Origin of the sequence: Variovorax sp. LjRoot175, from assembly GCF_964253805.1 — a bacterium.
Classification (GTDB): Bacteria; Pseudomonadota; Gammaproteobacteria; order Burkholderiales; family Burkholderiaceae_C; genus Variovorax.
The window spans coordinates 3,690,841-3,706,194 of sequence record NZ_CAXURY020000001.1; the positions used below are offsets into that span (position 1 = coordinate 3,690,841).

Here is a 15,354-nt window from a genome sequence, read left to right on the forward strand (position 1 = left end):
TCAGATGGCCTCCGCGGCGCGCAGTGCGTGGATGTCGGCCTCGCTGCGGCCCATCGAACGCAGGATGGATTCGGTGTGCTCGCCGACTGCCGGAATCGCATCCATGCGGTAGTCGAAGGCGCTCTGCCGGCCCGGTGGCAGCAACGCGGGAATGGCACCGGCCGGCGACTCGACCTCGCGCCAGCGCTCGCGCGCCTGCAGCTGCGGGTGCTGCCAGAGGCCCGCCATGTCGTTCATGCGCGCATTGGCGATCTGCGCCGCGTCGAGGCGTTCGAGCACCTGCGCCGTACTCAGCGCGGCGAAGGTCTCGAGGATCAGGGCCTGCAAGACCTCGCGGTTCGCATTGCGCTTGGCGTTGCTGTCGAAGCGCGGATCGGTCGCGAGCCCGGCCTGCATCAGCACGCCTTCGCAAAAGGCCCGCCATTCGCGTTCGTTCTGCAGGCCCAGCATCACGGTGCCGCCATCGCCCGCGGCGAAGGGGCCGTAGGGGTAGATGGTGGCGTGCGAGGCCGCGCTGCGCGGCGGCGGCGGCGCGCCGTCGTAGGCGTAGTACATCGGGTAGCCCATCCATTCGGCCAGCGACTCCAGCATCGAGACATCGATGTGCGAACCCTTGCCGGTCTTGCCCCGCTGCAGCAGCGCAGCGAGGATGCCGGTGTAGGCATACATGCCGGCCGCGATGTCGGCGATCGAGTTGCCCGACTTGCAGGGCGCATCGGCGGTGCCGGTGATCGACAGGAAGCCCGCCTCGCTCTGGATCAGCAGGTCGTAGGCCTTCTTGTCGCGGTAGGGCCCGTCCTCGCCGTAGCCCGAGATGTCGCAGACGATCAGCGACGGATGCTTCGCCTGCAGCACCTCCGCGCCGAGCCCCATGCGTGCGGCGGCGCCGGGCGCGAGGTTCTGCACCAGCACGTCGGCGCCGGCGACGAGCTCCTGCAGCACGGCCTGCGCGGCCGGCTGCTTGAGGTCGAGCGTGAGACTTTCCTTCGAGCGGTTGACCCAGATGAAGTGCGAGGCCTCGCCGGCCACGCGCTGGTCGTAGGCGCGCGCGAAGTCGCCGCCGCCGGGCCGCTCCACCTTGATCACGCGAGCGCCGAGATCGGCCAGCTGGCGGGTGCAGAAAGGTGCCGCGATCGCGTGTTCGAGCGAGACGACGGTGATGCCGTCCAAAGGTCGTGTCATGACGGATCTCCGATCAGAAGGAGCGCGGCAAGCCCAGCAGGTGCTCGGCCACATAGGAATAGATGAGGTTGGTCGAGATCGGCGCCACCTGGTAGAGCCGCGTCTCGCGGAACTTGCGCTCGACGTCGTATTCGCAGGCGAAGCCGAAGCCGCCGTGGGTCTGCAGACAGGTGTTGGCTGCCTCCCACGAGGCCTTGGCCGCGAGGTACTTGGCCATGTTGGCCTCGGCGCCGCAGGGTTGGCCGGCGTCGAACAGCGCGCAGGCCTTGAAGCGCATGAGGTTCGCCGCCTCGGTCTCGATGTAGTTGTCGGCGATCGGGAACTGGATGCCCTGGTTCTGGCCGATCGCGCGGCCGAACACCTGCCGGTCGCTCGCGTAGCGGCGCGCGCGATCGATGAACCACCAGGCATCGCCGATGCACTCGGCCGCGATCAGCGTGCGCTCGGCATTGAGCCCATCGAGGATGTACTTGAAGCCCCTGCCCTCCTCGCCGATCAGGTTCTCGGCCGGGATCTCGAGGTTGTCGAAGAAGACCTCGTTGGTCTCGTGATTGACCATGTTGAGGATCGGCCGCACGGTCATGCCGCGGCCGATGGCCTGCTTCAGGTCGACGATGAAGATCGACATGCCTTCCGACTTCTTCTTCACCTCCGCGAGCGGCGTGGTGCGCGCCAAGAGGATCATCAGATCGGAATGCTGGATGCGCGAGATCCACACCTTCTGGCCGTTGACCACGTAGCGGTCGCCCTGCCTCACCGCGGTGGTCTTGAGTTGCGTGGTGTCGGTGCCGGTGGTGGGCTCGGTCACGGCCATGGTCTGCAGGCGCAGTTCGCCGGTCGCGATCTTCGGCAGGTACTGGCGCTTCTGCGCCTCGCTGCCGTGGCGCAGCAGCGTGCCCATGTTGTACATCTGGCCGTGGCAAGAGCCCGCGTTGCCGCCGGCGAAGTTGATCTCTTCCATGATCACCGAGGCTTCGGCCAGGCCCAGGCCGGAGCCGCCGTAGTCGGCGGGGATCAGCGCGGCGAGCCAGCCGGCCTCGGTCAGCGCGTTCACGAAGGCTTCGGGGTAGCCGCGCTCGTGATCGACCTTCTGCCAGTAGGCGGAATCGAAACTGCCGCAGAGCGCGCGCAGGGCATCGCGCATCTCCTGATGCGCATCGGGGGTGGGGATCTGGGTTTTCATGGGGCTCTCAGGACAGGGTGGCGGTGGCTTGCATCGCGAGCCAGCCGTCGGCGTCTTCGGCCCACAGCCGGAAGCTCTTGCCGTCGGCCTCGGCGCGGCCATGCGCGCGGAAGGAAGCGGTGTCGAAGGTGGGTCGCACCGCGCGGAACTCGAACTTCGACAACGTGGCCTGCGGCTTCTCGCGCCGCAGCAGGTCGACCAGCAGCGTGGCGATCAGCGGGCCGTGCACGATCAGGCCCGGGTAGCCCTCGACCTCGGTCACGTAGCGCCGGTCGTAGTGGATGCGGTGGCCGTTGAAGGTGAGCGCCGAATAACGGAACAGCAGCACGTCGTCGGGCACGATCTCGCGGCTGAATGCCGCGTCCTTCGGTGCCGGGATGGGCGGCGGCGCGGCTTCGCCCGCGGCCGGCGCTGCACGGTAGACGATGTCGTGCTCCTCGGTCAGCACCAGGCCGCGCGCATTGCGGACCTCGTGGCGCACCAACACGAAGACCAGCTCGCCGCTGCGGCCTGCCTTGTGCGAGACCGAAGCGATGGTCGATGTACGTTCGACCGCATCGCCGACCACGAGCGGATTGCCTGCCTCCCACGCCAGTCGGCCGCCGGCCCACATGCGGCGCGGCAGCGGCACCGGCGGCAGGAAGCCGCCGCGCTTGGCGTGGCCGTCGGGGCCGATCTCGGATTGACGGTGGTGCGGCAGGAAGTAGAGCCAGTGCCAGAGCTCGGGCAGCCGCGTGCCCTGCCCGGGGGCAGGATCGTCGCGGTCCAGCGTGGCCGCCAGCGCGCGCACCGGCGCGGCCGTGACCTCGTCGGCCAGCGTTTCGCTGCGGCCCTGCCAGGCCTGCAGGCGGGCCAATGCCTCGGCATCGATCACTGAAGGGTGTTGAGAGAGGGTCATGCGTTCAATCCACGGCGGCGCCGGAAGCCTTGACGATCCGCGCCCACTTGGCGATGTCGTCCTGCAGCAGCTTCGTGAACTGCTCGGGCGAGGTCGGCGCCGCGATCTCGACGCCCTGCTGGTCGAGCTTTTCGCGCAGGTCCGGCGCGACCATGGCCTTCTGCGTCGCGTCCCGCAGTTTGGCGAGCACGTCCTGCGGCACGCCGGCCGGTGCGAACAGGCCGATCCACAGCGTGCCGTTGTAGCCCGGCACCGATTCGGCGATGGCGGGCACGTCCGGCAGCACCGGCGAGCGCTTGTCGCCGCTCACCGCCAACGCGCGCAGCTTGCCGGCCTTGATGTGCGGCAGCGCCGAGGGCAGGCTCGCGAACACGATCGGCAGCTGGCCGCCGAGCACGTCGTTGATGGCGGGCGCCACGCCCTTGTAAGGCACGTGCTGCAGCTGGATGCCCGCCATGCTGTTGAGCATCTCGCCGAGCAGGTGGTTGAGCGTGCCGTTGCCGGCCGAGGCGTACTGGTAGGCCGCGTCCTTGCGCTTCGCGAGCGCAAGCAGCTCGCCGAGCGACCTGGCCGGGAACGACGGGTTGACCAGCAGCACGTTGGGCACTGCGCCGATCAGGCCCACGGGGCGGAAATCCTTGACCGGATCGAAGCCCGGGCTCTTGTAGAGCGCGGGGTTGATGGCCTGGCTGCTGCTGATGGTCATGAGCAGCGTGTAGCCGTCCTTCGGCGCCTTGGCCACCAGCTGTGTGCCGATGTTGCCGCCGGCGCCGGGCCGGTTGTCCACCACCACGCTGGCGCCCAGCACCTCGGCGATCTTCTGGCCGACCAGGCGGCCGACGATGTCGTTGGTGCCGCCGGCCGCCTGCGGCACGACCAGCGTGATCGGGCGCGAGGGATAGCCGGTTTGTGCGGCCGCGTGCCCGACCGGCCATAGCGCGGCAGCAGCAGCCAGAAGAAGCGCGAGTGCGCGAAAGCTCATTTGTGTCTCCGTTGCGTTTGGGCGTTCAAGCCACGCCCCGACCCGCATGGTGGCCATGGCGGCACCTGCGCGCAATCTTCGATTTCGAGACCGAGCCTTCAGGATTTCCGAAGGCTTGCTAGGATGCACCCATGCATTTCGACCTGACCGACCTGCGTCTTTTCGTCGCCGCGGCGGAGCTGGGCAGCCTCACGCGCGCGGCCGAACGCCAGCACCTGTCGCTGGCCGCAGCCAGCGCGCGCATCAAGGCGCTGGAGGCGCAGTCCGGGCTGGCGCTGCTGTCGCGCGAAGCGCGCGGCGTGCGCCTGCTGCCGCCGGGCGAGGCCTTTCTCCACCACGCGCGGCTGATGCTGCACCAGGCTGGGCAGCTGCGTTCCGAACTGGCCGAGTACGGCGGGGGCCTGCGCGGTCATCTGCGGGTGTTCGCCAACACCACGGCGGTCAGCGATTTCATGCCCGAGATCCTGCCCGGCTTCCTGGCCCGGCACCCGCGGATCAACATCGACCTTCAGGAAAAACCGAACACCCAGATCCCGCACGGCGTGCTCGACGGCCGCGCCGACATCGGCATCGTCGCCGGGCGCGTCGACACGCTGGGGCTGGAGGCGATCCACTTCAGTACCGACCGGCTGGTGCTCGTGACCTCGCGCAAGCACCGCTTCGCGCGGCGCCGCCGCATCGCCTTTGCCGAGACGCTGGACGAGGACGCCGTCGGCATGCAGCAGGGCAGCACGCTGCACGCCTTCCTGGCGCAGATCACTGAAAGCCTGGGCAAGAGCCAGAAGCTGCGCATCCAGCTCGGCGGCTTCGATGCCATGTGCCGCATGATCGGCAGCGGCGTGGGCATCGGCGTGGTGCCCGAGTCGGCCGCGCGCCGCAATCTCGAGAGCATGCGGCTCGCGTTGATCGAACTCAGCGATCCGTGGTGCGTGCGCGAGCGCTACCTGCTGGTCCGCGACCGCGCCACACTTCCCACCTATGCGCAGGCCCTGGTCGATACCCTCTGCGCGCACTACGCGGCGCAAGACGCCTCTGCCGGCTGAGGCGCACACTGCAGCCGCTGGAACAGCGCCGCCACCGCCAGCGCGAGCAGCAGCAGGTAGACCGTCGAGGCGACGAAGGCGAGCCGCGGCTCCGTCCAGCCCGCGTAGAACAGGATGCCGATCAGCGCCACGCCGAGCGAGTTGCCGACCTGCTGCACGGTGGAAGCCACGCCGGCCGCCACGCCCGCATGGGCCGCGGGCACGCTGGCCAGCACCGCCGACATCAGCGGCGCGATGATCATGCCGAGCCCTGCCCCCTGCAGGCACAACACCGGCAGCAGCCAGGCCACCGCCCCGCTGCCGGGGTGCGTCAGCACGACCGCGATCATCAGCCCGTGTCCCGCGGCCAGCAGCAAGGCGCCGATCGCGATCGTTTGCGGACCGAGCCGAGCGGCCAGCTTCTTCGCCGTCATCGAGGTCGCGAAGAAGCCCACCGCAAGCACCGTGAAGACCAGGCCCGAGGCCAGCGCCTCGAGCCCGAGGATCTGCTGCAGGTAGAGCGCGAGCACGAAGTAGAACGATGCATTGCCGGCAAAGAACGCGAGCGTCACGCCCAGCCCGATAACGAAAGCCGGCAGGCGGAACAGCGCCGGCGCGATCAGCGGATTGCCGCCACGCTGCTCCAGCCGGCGTTGATGCAGCGCCAGCCCGGCGATCAGCGGCAGCGCGACGATCAGCGTGAGCACGCTCCACAAGGGCCAGCCCTGCTGCCGGCCTTCGACCAGCGGCCACAGCACCGCGGCCAGTGCCAGCGCGACCCACAGCGCGCCGGGCACGTCGAGCCGGCTGCGCGCCTCGGGCGCGAAAGGCGGAATAAAGCGCAGGCCGAACAGCAACCCGGCCAGGCCGATCGGCAAGTTGATCAGGAAGCACATCCGCCAGCCCAGCTGCGCGAAGTCGGCATGGATCAGCAGCCCGCCCACCAGCTGGCCGAGCGCCGCAGCCAGGCCCAGCGCGACGCCGTAGGCGCCGAAAGCCTTGGCGCGCGCCTCGCCGGTGAAGACCAAGCCCAGCATCGCCAGCACTTGCGGCTGCAGCAAGGCGCCGGCCAAGCCCTGCACGATGCGCGCCGCAATGAGCGTCGTCGTGCCCTGCGCCAGGCCACAGGCGGCCGAGGCAAGCGTGAACAGCAGCAGGCCCAGCATGAACATGCGGCGGCGTCCGAACAGATCGCCGAGCCGCCCGCCGGTGATGAGCCCGGCCGCGTTCGCGAGGCCGTAGCCTGCGACCACCAGCTGCACGGCGCTGTCGCTGGCCTTCAGGTCGTGCTGGATCGAGGGCAGCGCGACGTTGACGATGAAGAAGTCGAGCACCACCATGAAGGTGCCGCTCAAGAGCAGCAGCAGCGTGGGCCAGCCGGAGCGAGGGACGGGAAGAGCGGATGTCATGGGGCCACTCTCGCGCGCGGCGCGCGGCGCCGCAATGACCTCCAAGGTCAAGTCGCGCAGGCCCCTTTGTCGGCAGCCATGTTTAGTGCGCGTTGATGCTCGATCAGACTGCGCTGATAAGTCCGAGTTGCTGCTGGGCCTTTACTCCATCGTCCCAAGTAGGACGCGATCTTCGGAGCTTGAGCGGTGAGTATCAGGCGCTTGTCCCGGGCAGCGCGGACTATACTGAATTGTCGACTCGGTTCACTCGAGTTGATCCTTTTGCTGCTTCTAACCCGTCGGAGGCAATCATGACAAGGCTGGTGATGCGCACGCGCAGCAAACCCTATCCAGTGACCATTGGCGGCGAGACGAAATTCATCTGCGGCTGTGGCCTGTCGGCGACCCAGCCCTTCTGCGACGGTACGCACAAGCAGACTCGCGACGAGAAAGAGGGGACGATTTGCTGGTACGACGCCGACGTCGGTCGCAACGAAGTCGCAGATGCGTTCCCCAACATCCGCATCCCGAGCGAATAGTTGTCCCGGGGTCCCCTCGTTTTCAGTGCAATAACTGACGGTACGCAAGGCCAGTGCCCGACCACAGCCATCGAGCCAGTCGGCGGGCTGCCGATCATGGTCACGAAAGGCCCTATCCGGTGGCTACGAGGTCCGTGACGTTCCGAGCGCTGTCGCCATCACTCCGCCAGCAACCCATCCACCATAACGCGCATGCGCTGCCAGTGCGAACCCTCCCAGAACACGCGACGGCAAACATCGCATACGCTGAAACGTTGGTAGCGCGCGCGCACCGCCGGTGGCAGCGTCGACGTGACCAGCGCCTTGTCGATCCCATGCAAGGGCGTGTTGCAGTTCAGACACAGCGTGAACGGCCGCGCACCACGCGCCAGGTCGAGTCGATCGAAGATCTCGCGCAACTGCTCGGCCGATCGCAAGGCATGCACGTAGCAGCCATGCGTGATCCCACGGCGCTTGAGCAGCTCCCGATCCCGCGTCAGCACGATGCGCCCCTGCGCTACAGCGATACGCTCGATCTCTTCGTCGCGGAAATGGTTGTCGTACAGGGTATCGAACCCGGTCATGCGCAGCAGGTGAGCGAGCCCGCCCAGATGCGCATCGGCGACGAAGCGCGTGACGCGCAGCGCATGCTCGCGAACGCGCAGCAGCGGCGTGACATCGAGCGCTTCGAACTTCGGGAACACGGCGACCCGATCGCCATCGCTCAGCAACGCCCCGAATCCGGCCGACTCGCCGTTGACCAGCACCAGCTCGACCTCGGTGTGCGGCACACCGAGCGCCTCGATCATGTGCTTGGCGGTCGCCGCCCGCGCGCACGTGCAGGAGAATTCGTGCCCGCGCCGCTCGCGTGCCAGAAAGTCGTTCAGCTCCTCGTAGAACCGGAAGGTCGCAGTGACCATTGCCAGCCAATGACGGCTTCCGACATCGCACTCAATGCGTCGGCGACTTGCAGAAATTCCCGTGCGGCTGAGCGCGCATCAGCTCGTGAAACTGCTCGCGCGACATCCGCAGCAGCCGCTCGTGATCGCCGCCTTCCATGTAGACGACGTCGCTGGTCTCGAGTTCGTCGTCGACGATGGTCTGGATACCCCAGGCCATGCCGATCGGCGGTATCGCACCGGGTTCGCAGTCCTCGAACAGCGTCGCAACGCGGGCTTCGTCGGCCAGCCTCAGCCTGTGGCGGCCGAGTATGCGGGAGAACTCGCCCAGCATGACCATCTTGTCGGCGGGAACGACGGCCATCACGCAGCCCGTTTCGTCCTCGAGGATGACCGATTTGGCCAGTTGACCCGGAGGAACATGGGCGTTGTGAGCCGTCTCCGCGCTGGTGCGGCTGTGCTCATGCATGCAAACCTCGTAGCGTGTGCCGCGCTGTTCGAGGTAGTCGGACAGATGCGAAGGAATGGACATGGCATGCTCCTTGTGCGAAGCCACGGGCCCTGGTTCGAACAGCGGCTCGGCATGCTCGGCCCGGCCGTCTCCTCAGTTTGCTCCCGGCGCCAGCGGATCGCAAGTGAAAGCGCCGCGTGTTGCGCGGCGCTTTCAGGGATGGTGATGGACGCTTCAGCGTTCGATCGTGAGCGCCACCCCCATGCCGCCACCGATGCACAGCGAGGCGATGCCCTTCTTCGCGTTCTGGCGCTGCATCTCGTGCAGCAGCGTCACCAGGATGCGGCAGCCGGAGGCACCGATCGGGTGGCCAATGGCGATGGCGCCGCCGTTCACGTTGACCTTGTTCACATCCCAGCCCATCTCGCGGTTGACGGCGCAGGCCTGCGCGGCGAAGGCCTCGTTGATCTCGAGCACGTCGAGGTCCTGCGGCTTCCAGCCGGCGCGCTGCAGCGCCTTGGTCGAAGCAGGCACCGGGCCCATGCCCATGAAGGCCGGGTCGAGGCCGGTGCTCGCGTAGCTCGCGATGCGGCCGAGCGGTTTCAGGCCCAGCGCGGCCGCCTTCTTGGCGGTCATCACCAACACGGCGGCGGCGCCGTCGTTCAGGCCCGAGGCATTGCCCGCGGTCACGCCGCCGGCCTTGTCGAAGGCCGGGCGCAGGCCGGCCAGGCCCTCGGCGCTGGTCTTGCGATTGATGAACTCGTCCTGGTTGAAGACCAGCGGATCGCCCTTCTTCTGCGGGATGTTGACGGCGACGATCTCGTCCTTGAACTTGCCGGCATCCTGCGCGGCGGCCGCCTTGGTCTGGCTGCCGAGCGCGAGCTCGTCCTGCGCGGCGCGGCTGATGTCGTACTTCTTGGCCACGTTCTCGGCCGTGATGCCCATGTGGTACTGGTTGTAGACGTCCCACAGGCCGTCGATGATCATCGTGTCGACCAGCTTCCAGTCGCCCATGCGCTGGCCGTTGCGCGAGTTGGGCAGCACGTGGGGCGCCAGGCTCATGCTCTCCTGCCCACCCGCGACGACGATCTCGCTGTCGCCGGTGGCCACCGCCTGCGCCGCCAGCATCACGGCCTTGAGGCCCGAACCGCACACGGCATTGATGGTGAGCGCCGGCGTCTCCTTGGTGATGCCGCTTTTCACGAGCGCCTGGCGCGCCGGGTTCTGGCCGGCACCCGCCGCCAGCACCTGGCCCATGATGACTTCGCCGATCTGGTCGCTGCCGACCTTGGCGCGCGCCAGCACCTCCTTGATGACGATGGCGCCGAGTTCGGTGGCCGGAATCCCGGCCAGCGATCCGCCGAACTTGCCGACAGCGGTACGTGCGGCTGAAACGATGACGATGTCTTCCATGGTGTGCTCTCCGAGGCTGCTATTGAAAAAAAGTGAAGTTCAGGCCTTTGCCTTGACGTAGCGACCGGGCGCCGGCTCGATCGCCTTGTAGGCGCTGCCCTTGCCGTAGGTCTTGGGGGCAGGGATCTGCTTGCCCGCATGGGTCTTGAGCCAGGTGGACCAGTCGGTCCACCAGCTGCCGGGATGCTCGGTCGCGCCGGCCAGCCACTCGGCCTGCGTCTTCGGCAGCTTGCCGTCGGCGCGGATCCAGTGGCTGCGCTTCTTCTTGGCCGGCGGGTTGATCACGCCGGCGATGTGGCCCGAGGCGCCCATCACGAAGCGCTTCTTGCCCGACAGCACCTGCGTCGAGGCGTAGGCGCCGCCGATCGGCACGATGTGGTCTTCGCGCGAGCCATAGATGTAGACCGGCGCCTCGATGCGACCGAGGTCGATCTTCTCGCCGGCCACGGTGAGCGCGCCGGGCTGGGCCAGCTTGTTCTCGTGATAGGTGTTGCGCAGGTACCAGCAGTACATCGGGCCCGGCAGGTTGGTGGCGTCGCTGTTCCAGTAGAGCAGGTCGAAGGGCGGCGGGGTCTCGCCCTTCAGGTAGTTGCCGACCACATAGTTCCACACCAGGTCGTTGGGCCTGAGGAAGCTGAAGGTCGAGGCGAGCTCACCGCCCTGCAGAAGGCCGCCCTGGCCCATCTGCATCTCGCGGAACTGCACGAAGCCCTCGTCGATGAAGATGTCGAGCACGCCGGTGTCGACGAAGTCGAGCAAGGTGGTCAGGAGCGTTACGGACGCCGCCGGCTGCTCGCCGCGCGCCGCCAGCACCGCCAGCGCGGTCGAGAGGATGGTGCCGCCGACGCAGAAGCCCAGCGTGTCGATCTGCCCACCCTTCTTGTCCTGGCCGGTGATCTCCCGCGTGACCTGGATCGCCTTGATCGCGGCGTCCTCGATGTAGCGGTCCCAGGTGTACTGGGCCATCGATGCATCGGGATTGCGCCAGCTCACGACGAACACGCGGTGGCCCTGCTCCACCGCATAGCGGATCAGCGAGTTCTCAGGCTGCAGGTCGAGGATGTAGAACTTGTTGATGCAAGGCGGCACCAGGAGCAGCGGCCGCTCGTAGACCTTGGCGGTGAGCGGCTTGTATTCGAGCAGCTGGAACAGCTCGTTCTCGAACACCACGGAGCCCTCGGTGGTCGCCACGTTGCGGCCGACCTCGAAAGCGCTTTCGTCGGTCATGCTCAGGTGGCCCTGCTGCACGTCGTGCAGGAGATTCCGGATGCCCTTGGCGATGCTCTCGCCCTGCGTGTCGAGGGCTTTCTTCATCGCCTCGGCGTTGAAAGCGAAGTAGTTGCTGGGCGCCGAGGCGGCCGTCCACTGCTCGACCGCGAAGCGAAGGCGGGAGCGGGTTTTCTCGTCGGCTTCGACGGCCTCGGCCATGCCGAGCAGCGTGCGCGTGTTGAGCAGGTAGACCGCCGCCGAAAAGGCCGAGACCGGATTGCTGCCCCAGGCCTCGCCCGCAAAGCGCCTGTCGCCGCCGGCGCGGGCCGCGAGGTCCTGGCGCCACAGCTCGGTGGCCTCTTCGACGTACTGCTGCTGCAACTGCTGCAGTTTCTCGGTGGACAGCGAGAACTTCGGCATCTCCCACGGGGCGCCCGCGTTGCCGCCGGCGCCGAGCGACTGGAAGGATTCGAGCGCCTTCTCCCATCCTTGGGTCAGCGCCTGCTGGAAGGGCGCGAAACTATCGGCTGCCGCGGCCTGTTGTTCTGGTCTCATGACGTCTCCTGGTTCCTCGCCTGATTCGCCTCATGGCAACGGGTTTTGAGTATGCTGCATTCGCAGGGGCCCGACCAGCAAGCCCCGCTATACCTTCCTGAAACAATCGTCTATGCACCTCGTCGTCATCGCCTGGCTGTATGTCGCCCTGATGATGGCGGTCGCAGAAGCCACCAACACCACCGGCACCGTGCTCGGCGCGGTCTTCACCTTTCTACTCTACGGCTTGGCGCCGGTGGCACTGGTGGTTTACCTGATGGCCACGCCGGCACGGCGGCGGGCGCTGCGCGAACGCGAAGCGGCCGAACGCGAAGCCGCGATCCGAGCTGGCGCGAACGCTTCAGCCGCGCCAGATGCAGGCCGCGAAACGCCCGCTGACGCGGTCCCGCCGGTGCGAGAAAAAGAGTAACGGGTTGTGCACCGTGCACCAAGCCTCGGAGCTGTCGTTGCCGTGAAGCTGCGTCACGCCGGCCGCACGCAGGCGCTGGCGGGCCAGGCCGGCCAGGTCGGCCAGCCATTTGCCGGGTTGTCCAGCCGACTTGAAGCATCGAGCGGCTTCAGGGGCGCCGGCATCAAAGGCCGCCTTCACCTCGTCGCCGACCTCGAAGGCATCGGGCCCGATGCAGGGCCCGAGCCAGGCCATGAGCCGGTCGTCCGCGCCGAAGCTCTCCACCGTCCGTTCGAGCACCCCGGCCGCCAAGCCGCGCCAACCCGCATGCGCGGCGGCCACGCGTCGGCCTTGTTCGTCGGTGAACAGCACCGGCAGGCAATCGGCGACCATGATCGTGCAGGCCACGCCGCTGGCGCTGGTGGTGCAGGCGTCGGCGGCCTCGCCATCCGGCGTGGACGCATCGAGCGGCAGCAGCTGCGTGCCATGCACCTGCCGGAGAAACACGGCCCGCGCGCCGATGGCCTGGCGCAGAAGCGCCCGGTTGGCTGCCACATCGGCCGGTGCATCGCCGACGTGATCCCCGAGGTTCAGTCCGCGGTAGTTGCCGCCAGAGACTCCGCCTCGGCGCGTGGTGCACAGCGCATGCACGCCAGCCGGCGCTGGCCAGTCGGGCACCAGCCAGTCGGCAGCGTTCATGCTTCTGCGTCGGGGCAGCGCGAGGGCTGGGCGCGCTGGAAGGCATCGAGCTGCATGCAGGCCTCGAAGGCCGCCATGGTACGCGGCAGGCCGCTGAAGTCGCAGTCGAAGCGCTGGCCGTTGAAGACCTGCGGCACCAGGCAGCAGTCGGCCAGCGTGGGCGCGCTGCCCCAGCAATAGAGGCCGGCGGGATGCTGCGCGAGCTGGCGTTCGAAGGCCAGCATGCCCTCGCGCACCCAGTGGCGATACCACGCGTTCTTGCCCGCCTCGTCGAGCTTGAGCTCGCGCACCAGGTACTTGAGCACGCGCAGGTTGTTGAGCGGATGGATCTCGCAGGCGATCGACTGCGCCAGCGCCCGCACGCGCGCGCGGCCCACCGGATCGTGCGGCAGCAGCGCCGGTTCGGGATGCACTTCGTCCAGGTATTCGATGATCGCCATCGACTGCGAAAAGCGCTCGCCCTCGTCTTCGAGCAGCGGGACCAGCATGTCGGCCGAGATGGCGGAGAAGGGCCCGGTCTTGTGCTCGCCGCGCGCGATGTGCACCGGGATGTAGTCGTAGTCGAGGCCCTTGAGGTTCAGCGCGATTCGTACCCGGAACGAGGCCGAGGAGCGGAAGTAGGAATGAAGCTTCATCATGGTGTGAAGCATAGCCCCGGCCCCGGGGGGGTGCCAAACCCGGGCAGCGCGCCCGGCCCTCTGGCACACTGCCGCTTTCGCTGAAAAGGACGTTTTTCCCATGGCTTCCGAATACGTTTTCACGCCGCCGCCGGTGGTCTCCATTCCCGTGGTCGGCCAGGCAGGCCGCTTCCCCGTGCACCGCATCTACTGCGTGGGCCGCAACTACGAAGAGCATGCGAAGGAAATGGGCTTTACCGGCCGCGAGCCGCCCTTCTTCTTCATGAAGCCGGCCGACGCCGTGGTGGTGGTCGCCGCCGGCGAGACCGGCACCATGGCCTACCCGACTCTCACCAAGAACCTGCACCACGAGATCGAGCTGGTGGCGGCCATCGGCACCGGCGGAAAGAACATCCTGGCGGCCGATGCCCACAAGCACATCTTCGGCTACGCGGTCGGCCTGGACATGACGCGCCGCGACCTGCAGGGCGAGATGAAGAAGCAGGGCCGCCCCTGGGACATCGGCAAGAGCTTCGAGCAGAGCGCGCCGATCGGCCCGATCGTGCCGGTGGCGCAGGCCGGCGATGTCGAGAAGGCCGAGATCTCGGTGCAGGTCGGCGGCAAGGACCGCCAGCGCAGCAACGTGAGCAAGCTGATCTGGAGCATCGCCGAGACCATCGAGCACCTGTCGGCCGCCTGGGAGCTCGCGCCCGGCGATCTGATCTTCACCGGCACGCCCGAAGGCGTGGCCGCGGTGGTGGCCGGCGACACGATGGTCGGCGAGGTCACCGGCCTGCCGACCCTGACTGTCAAAGTCATCTGAAGCAATGGGCCCCCACGCTCATCACTTCGTGTATTCGCTGCCCCCCGAGGGCGCGCAGCCCGCCCTTGGGGCGGCCCGGCGCGCGGGCTGAAGATGCTCCTGCGCGTCCCCATCAAGCATTGCAAGAACTGCGGGACCGCGGTGGTCTACCGCCTGCCCGACGACGGCGACACCAAGGAGCGCGCCATCTGTCCGGCGTGCCATACGGTGCACTACGAGAACCCGCTGAACGTGGTCGGTACCATTCCCGTGCTGGGCGAACGCGTGCTGCTGTGCAAGCGCAACATCGAGCCGCGCTGGGGCAAGTGGACGCTGCCGGCCGGCTTCATGGAACTGGGCGAGACCACCGAGCAGGGCGCGGCGCGCGAGACCGACGAGGAAGCCGGCGCCGAGTACGAGATGGAAGGCCTGTTCGCGGTGATGAGCGTGGTGCGCGTGGGCCAGGTGCATCTCTTCTATCGCGCACGGCTCCTGAGCGAGAAGTTCGATCCGGGCCACGAGACCCTCGAGGCCAGGCTCTTCACCGAGGAAGAGATTCCCTGGGAGGAGATCGCCTTCCGCACCGTTCGCGCGGCGCTGGAGCACTACTTCGAAGACCGGCGGCGCGGCAGCTTCGACCGCGTTCACACGCTCGACATCGTATGAAGCATCCTCTTCTCGCACTGTTGTGCTGCGCCGCGCTGGCCGCGAGTGCGCTGGCCGAACCGGTCGGCGAGGTCGACACCGCCTTCAAGCTGATCGGGCCGGACCACAAGATCGTGGTCGAGGCCTACGACGACCCCAAGGTGAGCGGCGTGACCTGCTATGTCTCGCGCGCCAAGACCGGCGGGCTCTCGGGTGCCTTCGGCCTGGCCGAGGACAAGGCCGAGGCCTCCATCGCCTGCCGCCAGGTCGGCCCGGTGCGCGTGACCCAGCCTTTGCCGAAGCGCGAAGAGGTCTACAGCGAACGGCTGTCGATCCTGTTCAAGCGGCTGCGCGTGGTGCGCATGGTCGATCCGGCGCGCAACACCCTGGTCTACCTCACCTACTCCGACTTGCTGATCGACGGTTCGCCGAAGAACAGCGTGACCGCGGTGCCGATCGACCGGGGCACGCCGATCCCGCTGAAGTAGCGGCGGCCGCCTGGC

17 protein-coding genes are annotated in these 15,354 nt (G+C 67.7%); 6 read left to right on the forward strand and 11 right to left on the reverse strand.

Annotation, left to right across the window (positions count from 1 at the left end; translation table 11 throughout):
• From ACSQ89_RS18220 to ACSQ89_RS18235, 4 genes are read right to left on the reverse strand one after another with little or no spacing between them, the layout of a single operon-like run.
• Positions 1–1,182 carry a CaiB/BaiF CoA transferase family protein gene (locus ACSQ89_RS18220; RefSeq protein ID WP_093112010.1) on the reverse strand — a complete coding sequence of 394 codons (1,182 nt, stop codon included), beginning with the start codon at positions 1,180–1,182 and terminating at the stop codon, positions 1–3.
• A 13-nt stretch (positions 1,183–1,195) separates the two neighbouring features.
• The gene (locus ACSQ89_RS18225) at positions 1,196–2,365 is read right to left on the reverse strand and encodes an acyl-CoA dehydrogenase family protein (RefSeq protein ID WP_436294515.1); all 1,170 of its coding nucleotides are present in this window, start codon (positions 2,363–2,365) and stop codon (positions 1,196–1,198) included.
• Between the two features lie 7 nt (positions 2,366–2,372).
• Entirely contained in the window at positions 2,373–3,263 is an 891-nt protein-coding gene (locus ACSQ89_RS18230) for an FAS1-like dehydratase domain-containing protein (RefSeq protein WP_436294516.1), read from the reverse strand.
• A gap of 4 nt (positions 3,264–3,267) precedes the next feature.
• Positions 3,268–4,245 carry a tripartite tricarboxylate transporter substrate binding protein gene (locus ACSQ89_RS18235; RefSeq protein WP_436296324.1) on the reverse strand — a complete coding sequence of 326 codons (978 nt, stop codon included), beginning with the start codon at positions 4,243–4,245 and terminating at the stop codon, positions 3,268–3,270.
• Positions 4,246–4,376: 131 nt separating this feature from the next.
• On the opposite strand from ACSQ89_RS18235, the gene ACSQ89_RS18240 reads away from it, so the two are divergent.
• Complete coding sequence (locus tag ACSQ89_RS18240) at positions 4,377–5,288, forward strand: LysR substrate-binding domain-containing protein (protein ID WP_093112002.1); 912 nt, start codon at positions 4,377–4,379, stop codon at positions 5,286–5,288.
• Here the strand turns inward: ACSQ89_RS18240 and ACSQ89_RS18245 are convergent.
• A complete protein-coding gene (locus ACSQ89_RS18245; protein ID WP_436296325.1) occupies positions 5,258–6,676 on the reverse strand; it encodes an MFS transporter in 1,419 nt (472 codons plus the stop codon). The genes ACSQ89_RS18240 and ACSQ89_RS18245 overlap by 31 nt on opposite strands.
• Positions 6,677–6,966: 290 nt before the next feature.
• Here ACSQ89_RS18245 and ACSQ89_RS18250 point away from each other — a divergent pair, with 290 nt between their 5' ends.
• Positions 6,967–7,194 carry a CDGSH iron-sulfur domain-containing protein gene (locus ACSQ89_RS18250; RefSeq protein ID WP_093112001.1) on the forward strand — a complete coding sequence of 76 codons (228 nt, stop codon included), beginning with the start codon at positions 6,967–6,969 and terminating at the stop codon, positions 7,192–7,194.
• Positions 7,195–7,352: 158 nt separating this feature from the next.
• On the opposite strand, the gene ACSQ89_RS18255 is transcribed toward ACSQ89_RS18250, so the two are convergent.
• From ACSQ89_RS18255 to phaC, 4 genes are all read right to left on the reverse strand, one after another.
• A complete protein-coding gene (locus ACSQ89_RS18255) occupies positions 7,353–8,093 on the reverse strand; it encodes a Mut7-C RNAse domain-containing protein (RefSeq protein ID WP_436294520.1) in 741 nt (246 codons plus the stop codon).
• 31 nt (positions 8,094–8,124) lie between these two features.
• Positions 8,125–8,604, reverse strand: a complete 480-nt coding sequence (locus tag ACSQ89_RS18260; protein WP_436294521.1) for an aminoacyl-tRNA deacylase — start codon at positions 8,602–8,604, stop codon at positions 8,125–8,127.
• Positions 8,605–8,757: 153 nt separating this feature from the next.
• On the reverse strand, positions 8,758–9,936 hold the full coding sequence (locus tag ACSQ89_RS18265) for an acetyl-CoA C-acetyltransferase (protein ID WP_093111995.1): 1,179 nt from the start codon (positions 9,934–9,936) through the stop codon (positions 8,758–8,760).
• A gap of 39 nt (positions 9,937–9,975) precedes the next feature.
• Positions 9,976–11,700, reverse strand: a complete 1,725-nt coding sequence (gene phaC, locus ACSQ89_RS18270) for a class I poly(R)-hydroxyalkanoic acid synthase (protein WP_436294522.1) — start codon at positions 11,698–11,700, stop codon at positions 9,976–9,978.
• Positions 11,701–11,812: 112 nt separating this feature from the next.
• On the opposite strand from phaC, the gene ACSQ89_RS18275 reads away from it, so the two are divergent.
• Positions 11,813–12,109 carry a hypothetical protein gene (locus ACSQ89_RS18275; RefSeq protein WP_093111991.1) on the forward strand — a complete coding sequence of 99 codons (297 nt, stop codon included), beginning with the start codon at positions 11,813–11,815 and terminating at the stop codon, positions 12,107–12,109.
• Here ACSQ89_RS18275 and pgeF read toward each other — a convergent pair.
• Positions 12,041–12,787 (reverse strand): peptidoglycan editing factor PgeF, encoded by a 747-nt coding sequence (pgeF, locus tag ACSQ89_RS18280; RefSeq protein ID WP_093111989.1) that lies wholly within the window; start codon positions 12,785–12,787, stop codon positions 12,041–12,043. The two genes, ACSQ89_RS18275 and pgeF, sit on opposite strands and share 69 nt — an antisense overlap.
• Positions 12,784–13,422: a maleylacetoacetate isomerase gene (gene maiA / locus ACSQ89_RS18285; protein WP_093112022.1), complete on the reverse strand. Its 639-nt coding sequence runs from the start codon at positions 13,420–13,422 to the stop codon at positions 12,784–12,786. The genes pgeF and maiA overlap by 4 nt, the downstream gene beginning before the upstream one ends.
• Positions 13,423–13,525: 103 nt before the next feature.
• On the opposite strand from maiA, the gene ACSQ89_RS18290 reads away from it, so the two are divergent.
• The 3 genes from ACSQ89_RS18290 (at position 13,526) to ACSQ89_RS18300 (ending at position 15,339) form a co-directional block, all read left to right on the forward strand.
• Positions 13,526–14,227, forward strand: a complete 702-nt coding sequence (locus tag ACSQ89_RS18290) for a fumarylacetoacetate hydrolase family protein (RefSeq protein WP_436294523.1) — start codon at positions 13,526–13,528, stop codon at positions 14,225–14,227.
• 93 nt (positions 14,228–14,320) lie between these two features.
• Positions 14,321–14,872 carry an NUDIX hydrolase gene (locus ACSQ89_RS18295; RefSeq protein WP_093111985.1) on the forward strand — a complete coding sequence of 184 codons (552 nt, stop codon included), beginning with the start codon at positions 14,321–14,323 and terminating at the stop codon, positions 14,870–14,872.
• A complete protein-coding gene (locus tag ACSQ89_RS18300; RefSeq protein WP_093111983.1) occupies positions 14,869–15,339 on the forward strand; it encodes a CreA family protein in 471 nt (156 codons plus the stop codon). Before ACSQ89_RS18295 ends, ACSQ89_RS18300 begins: the two co-directional genes overlap by 4 nt.
• Positions 15,340–15,354: the final 15 nt, after the last annotated feature.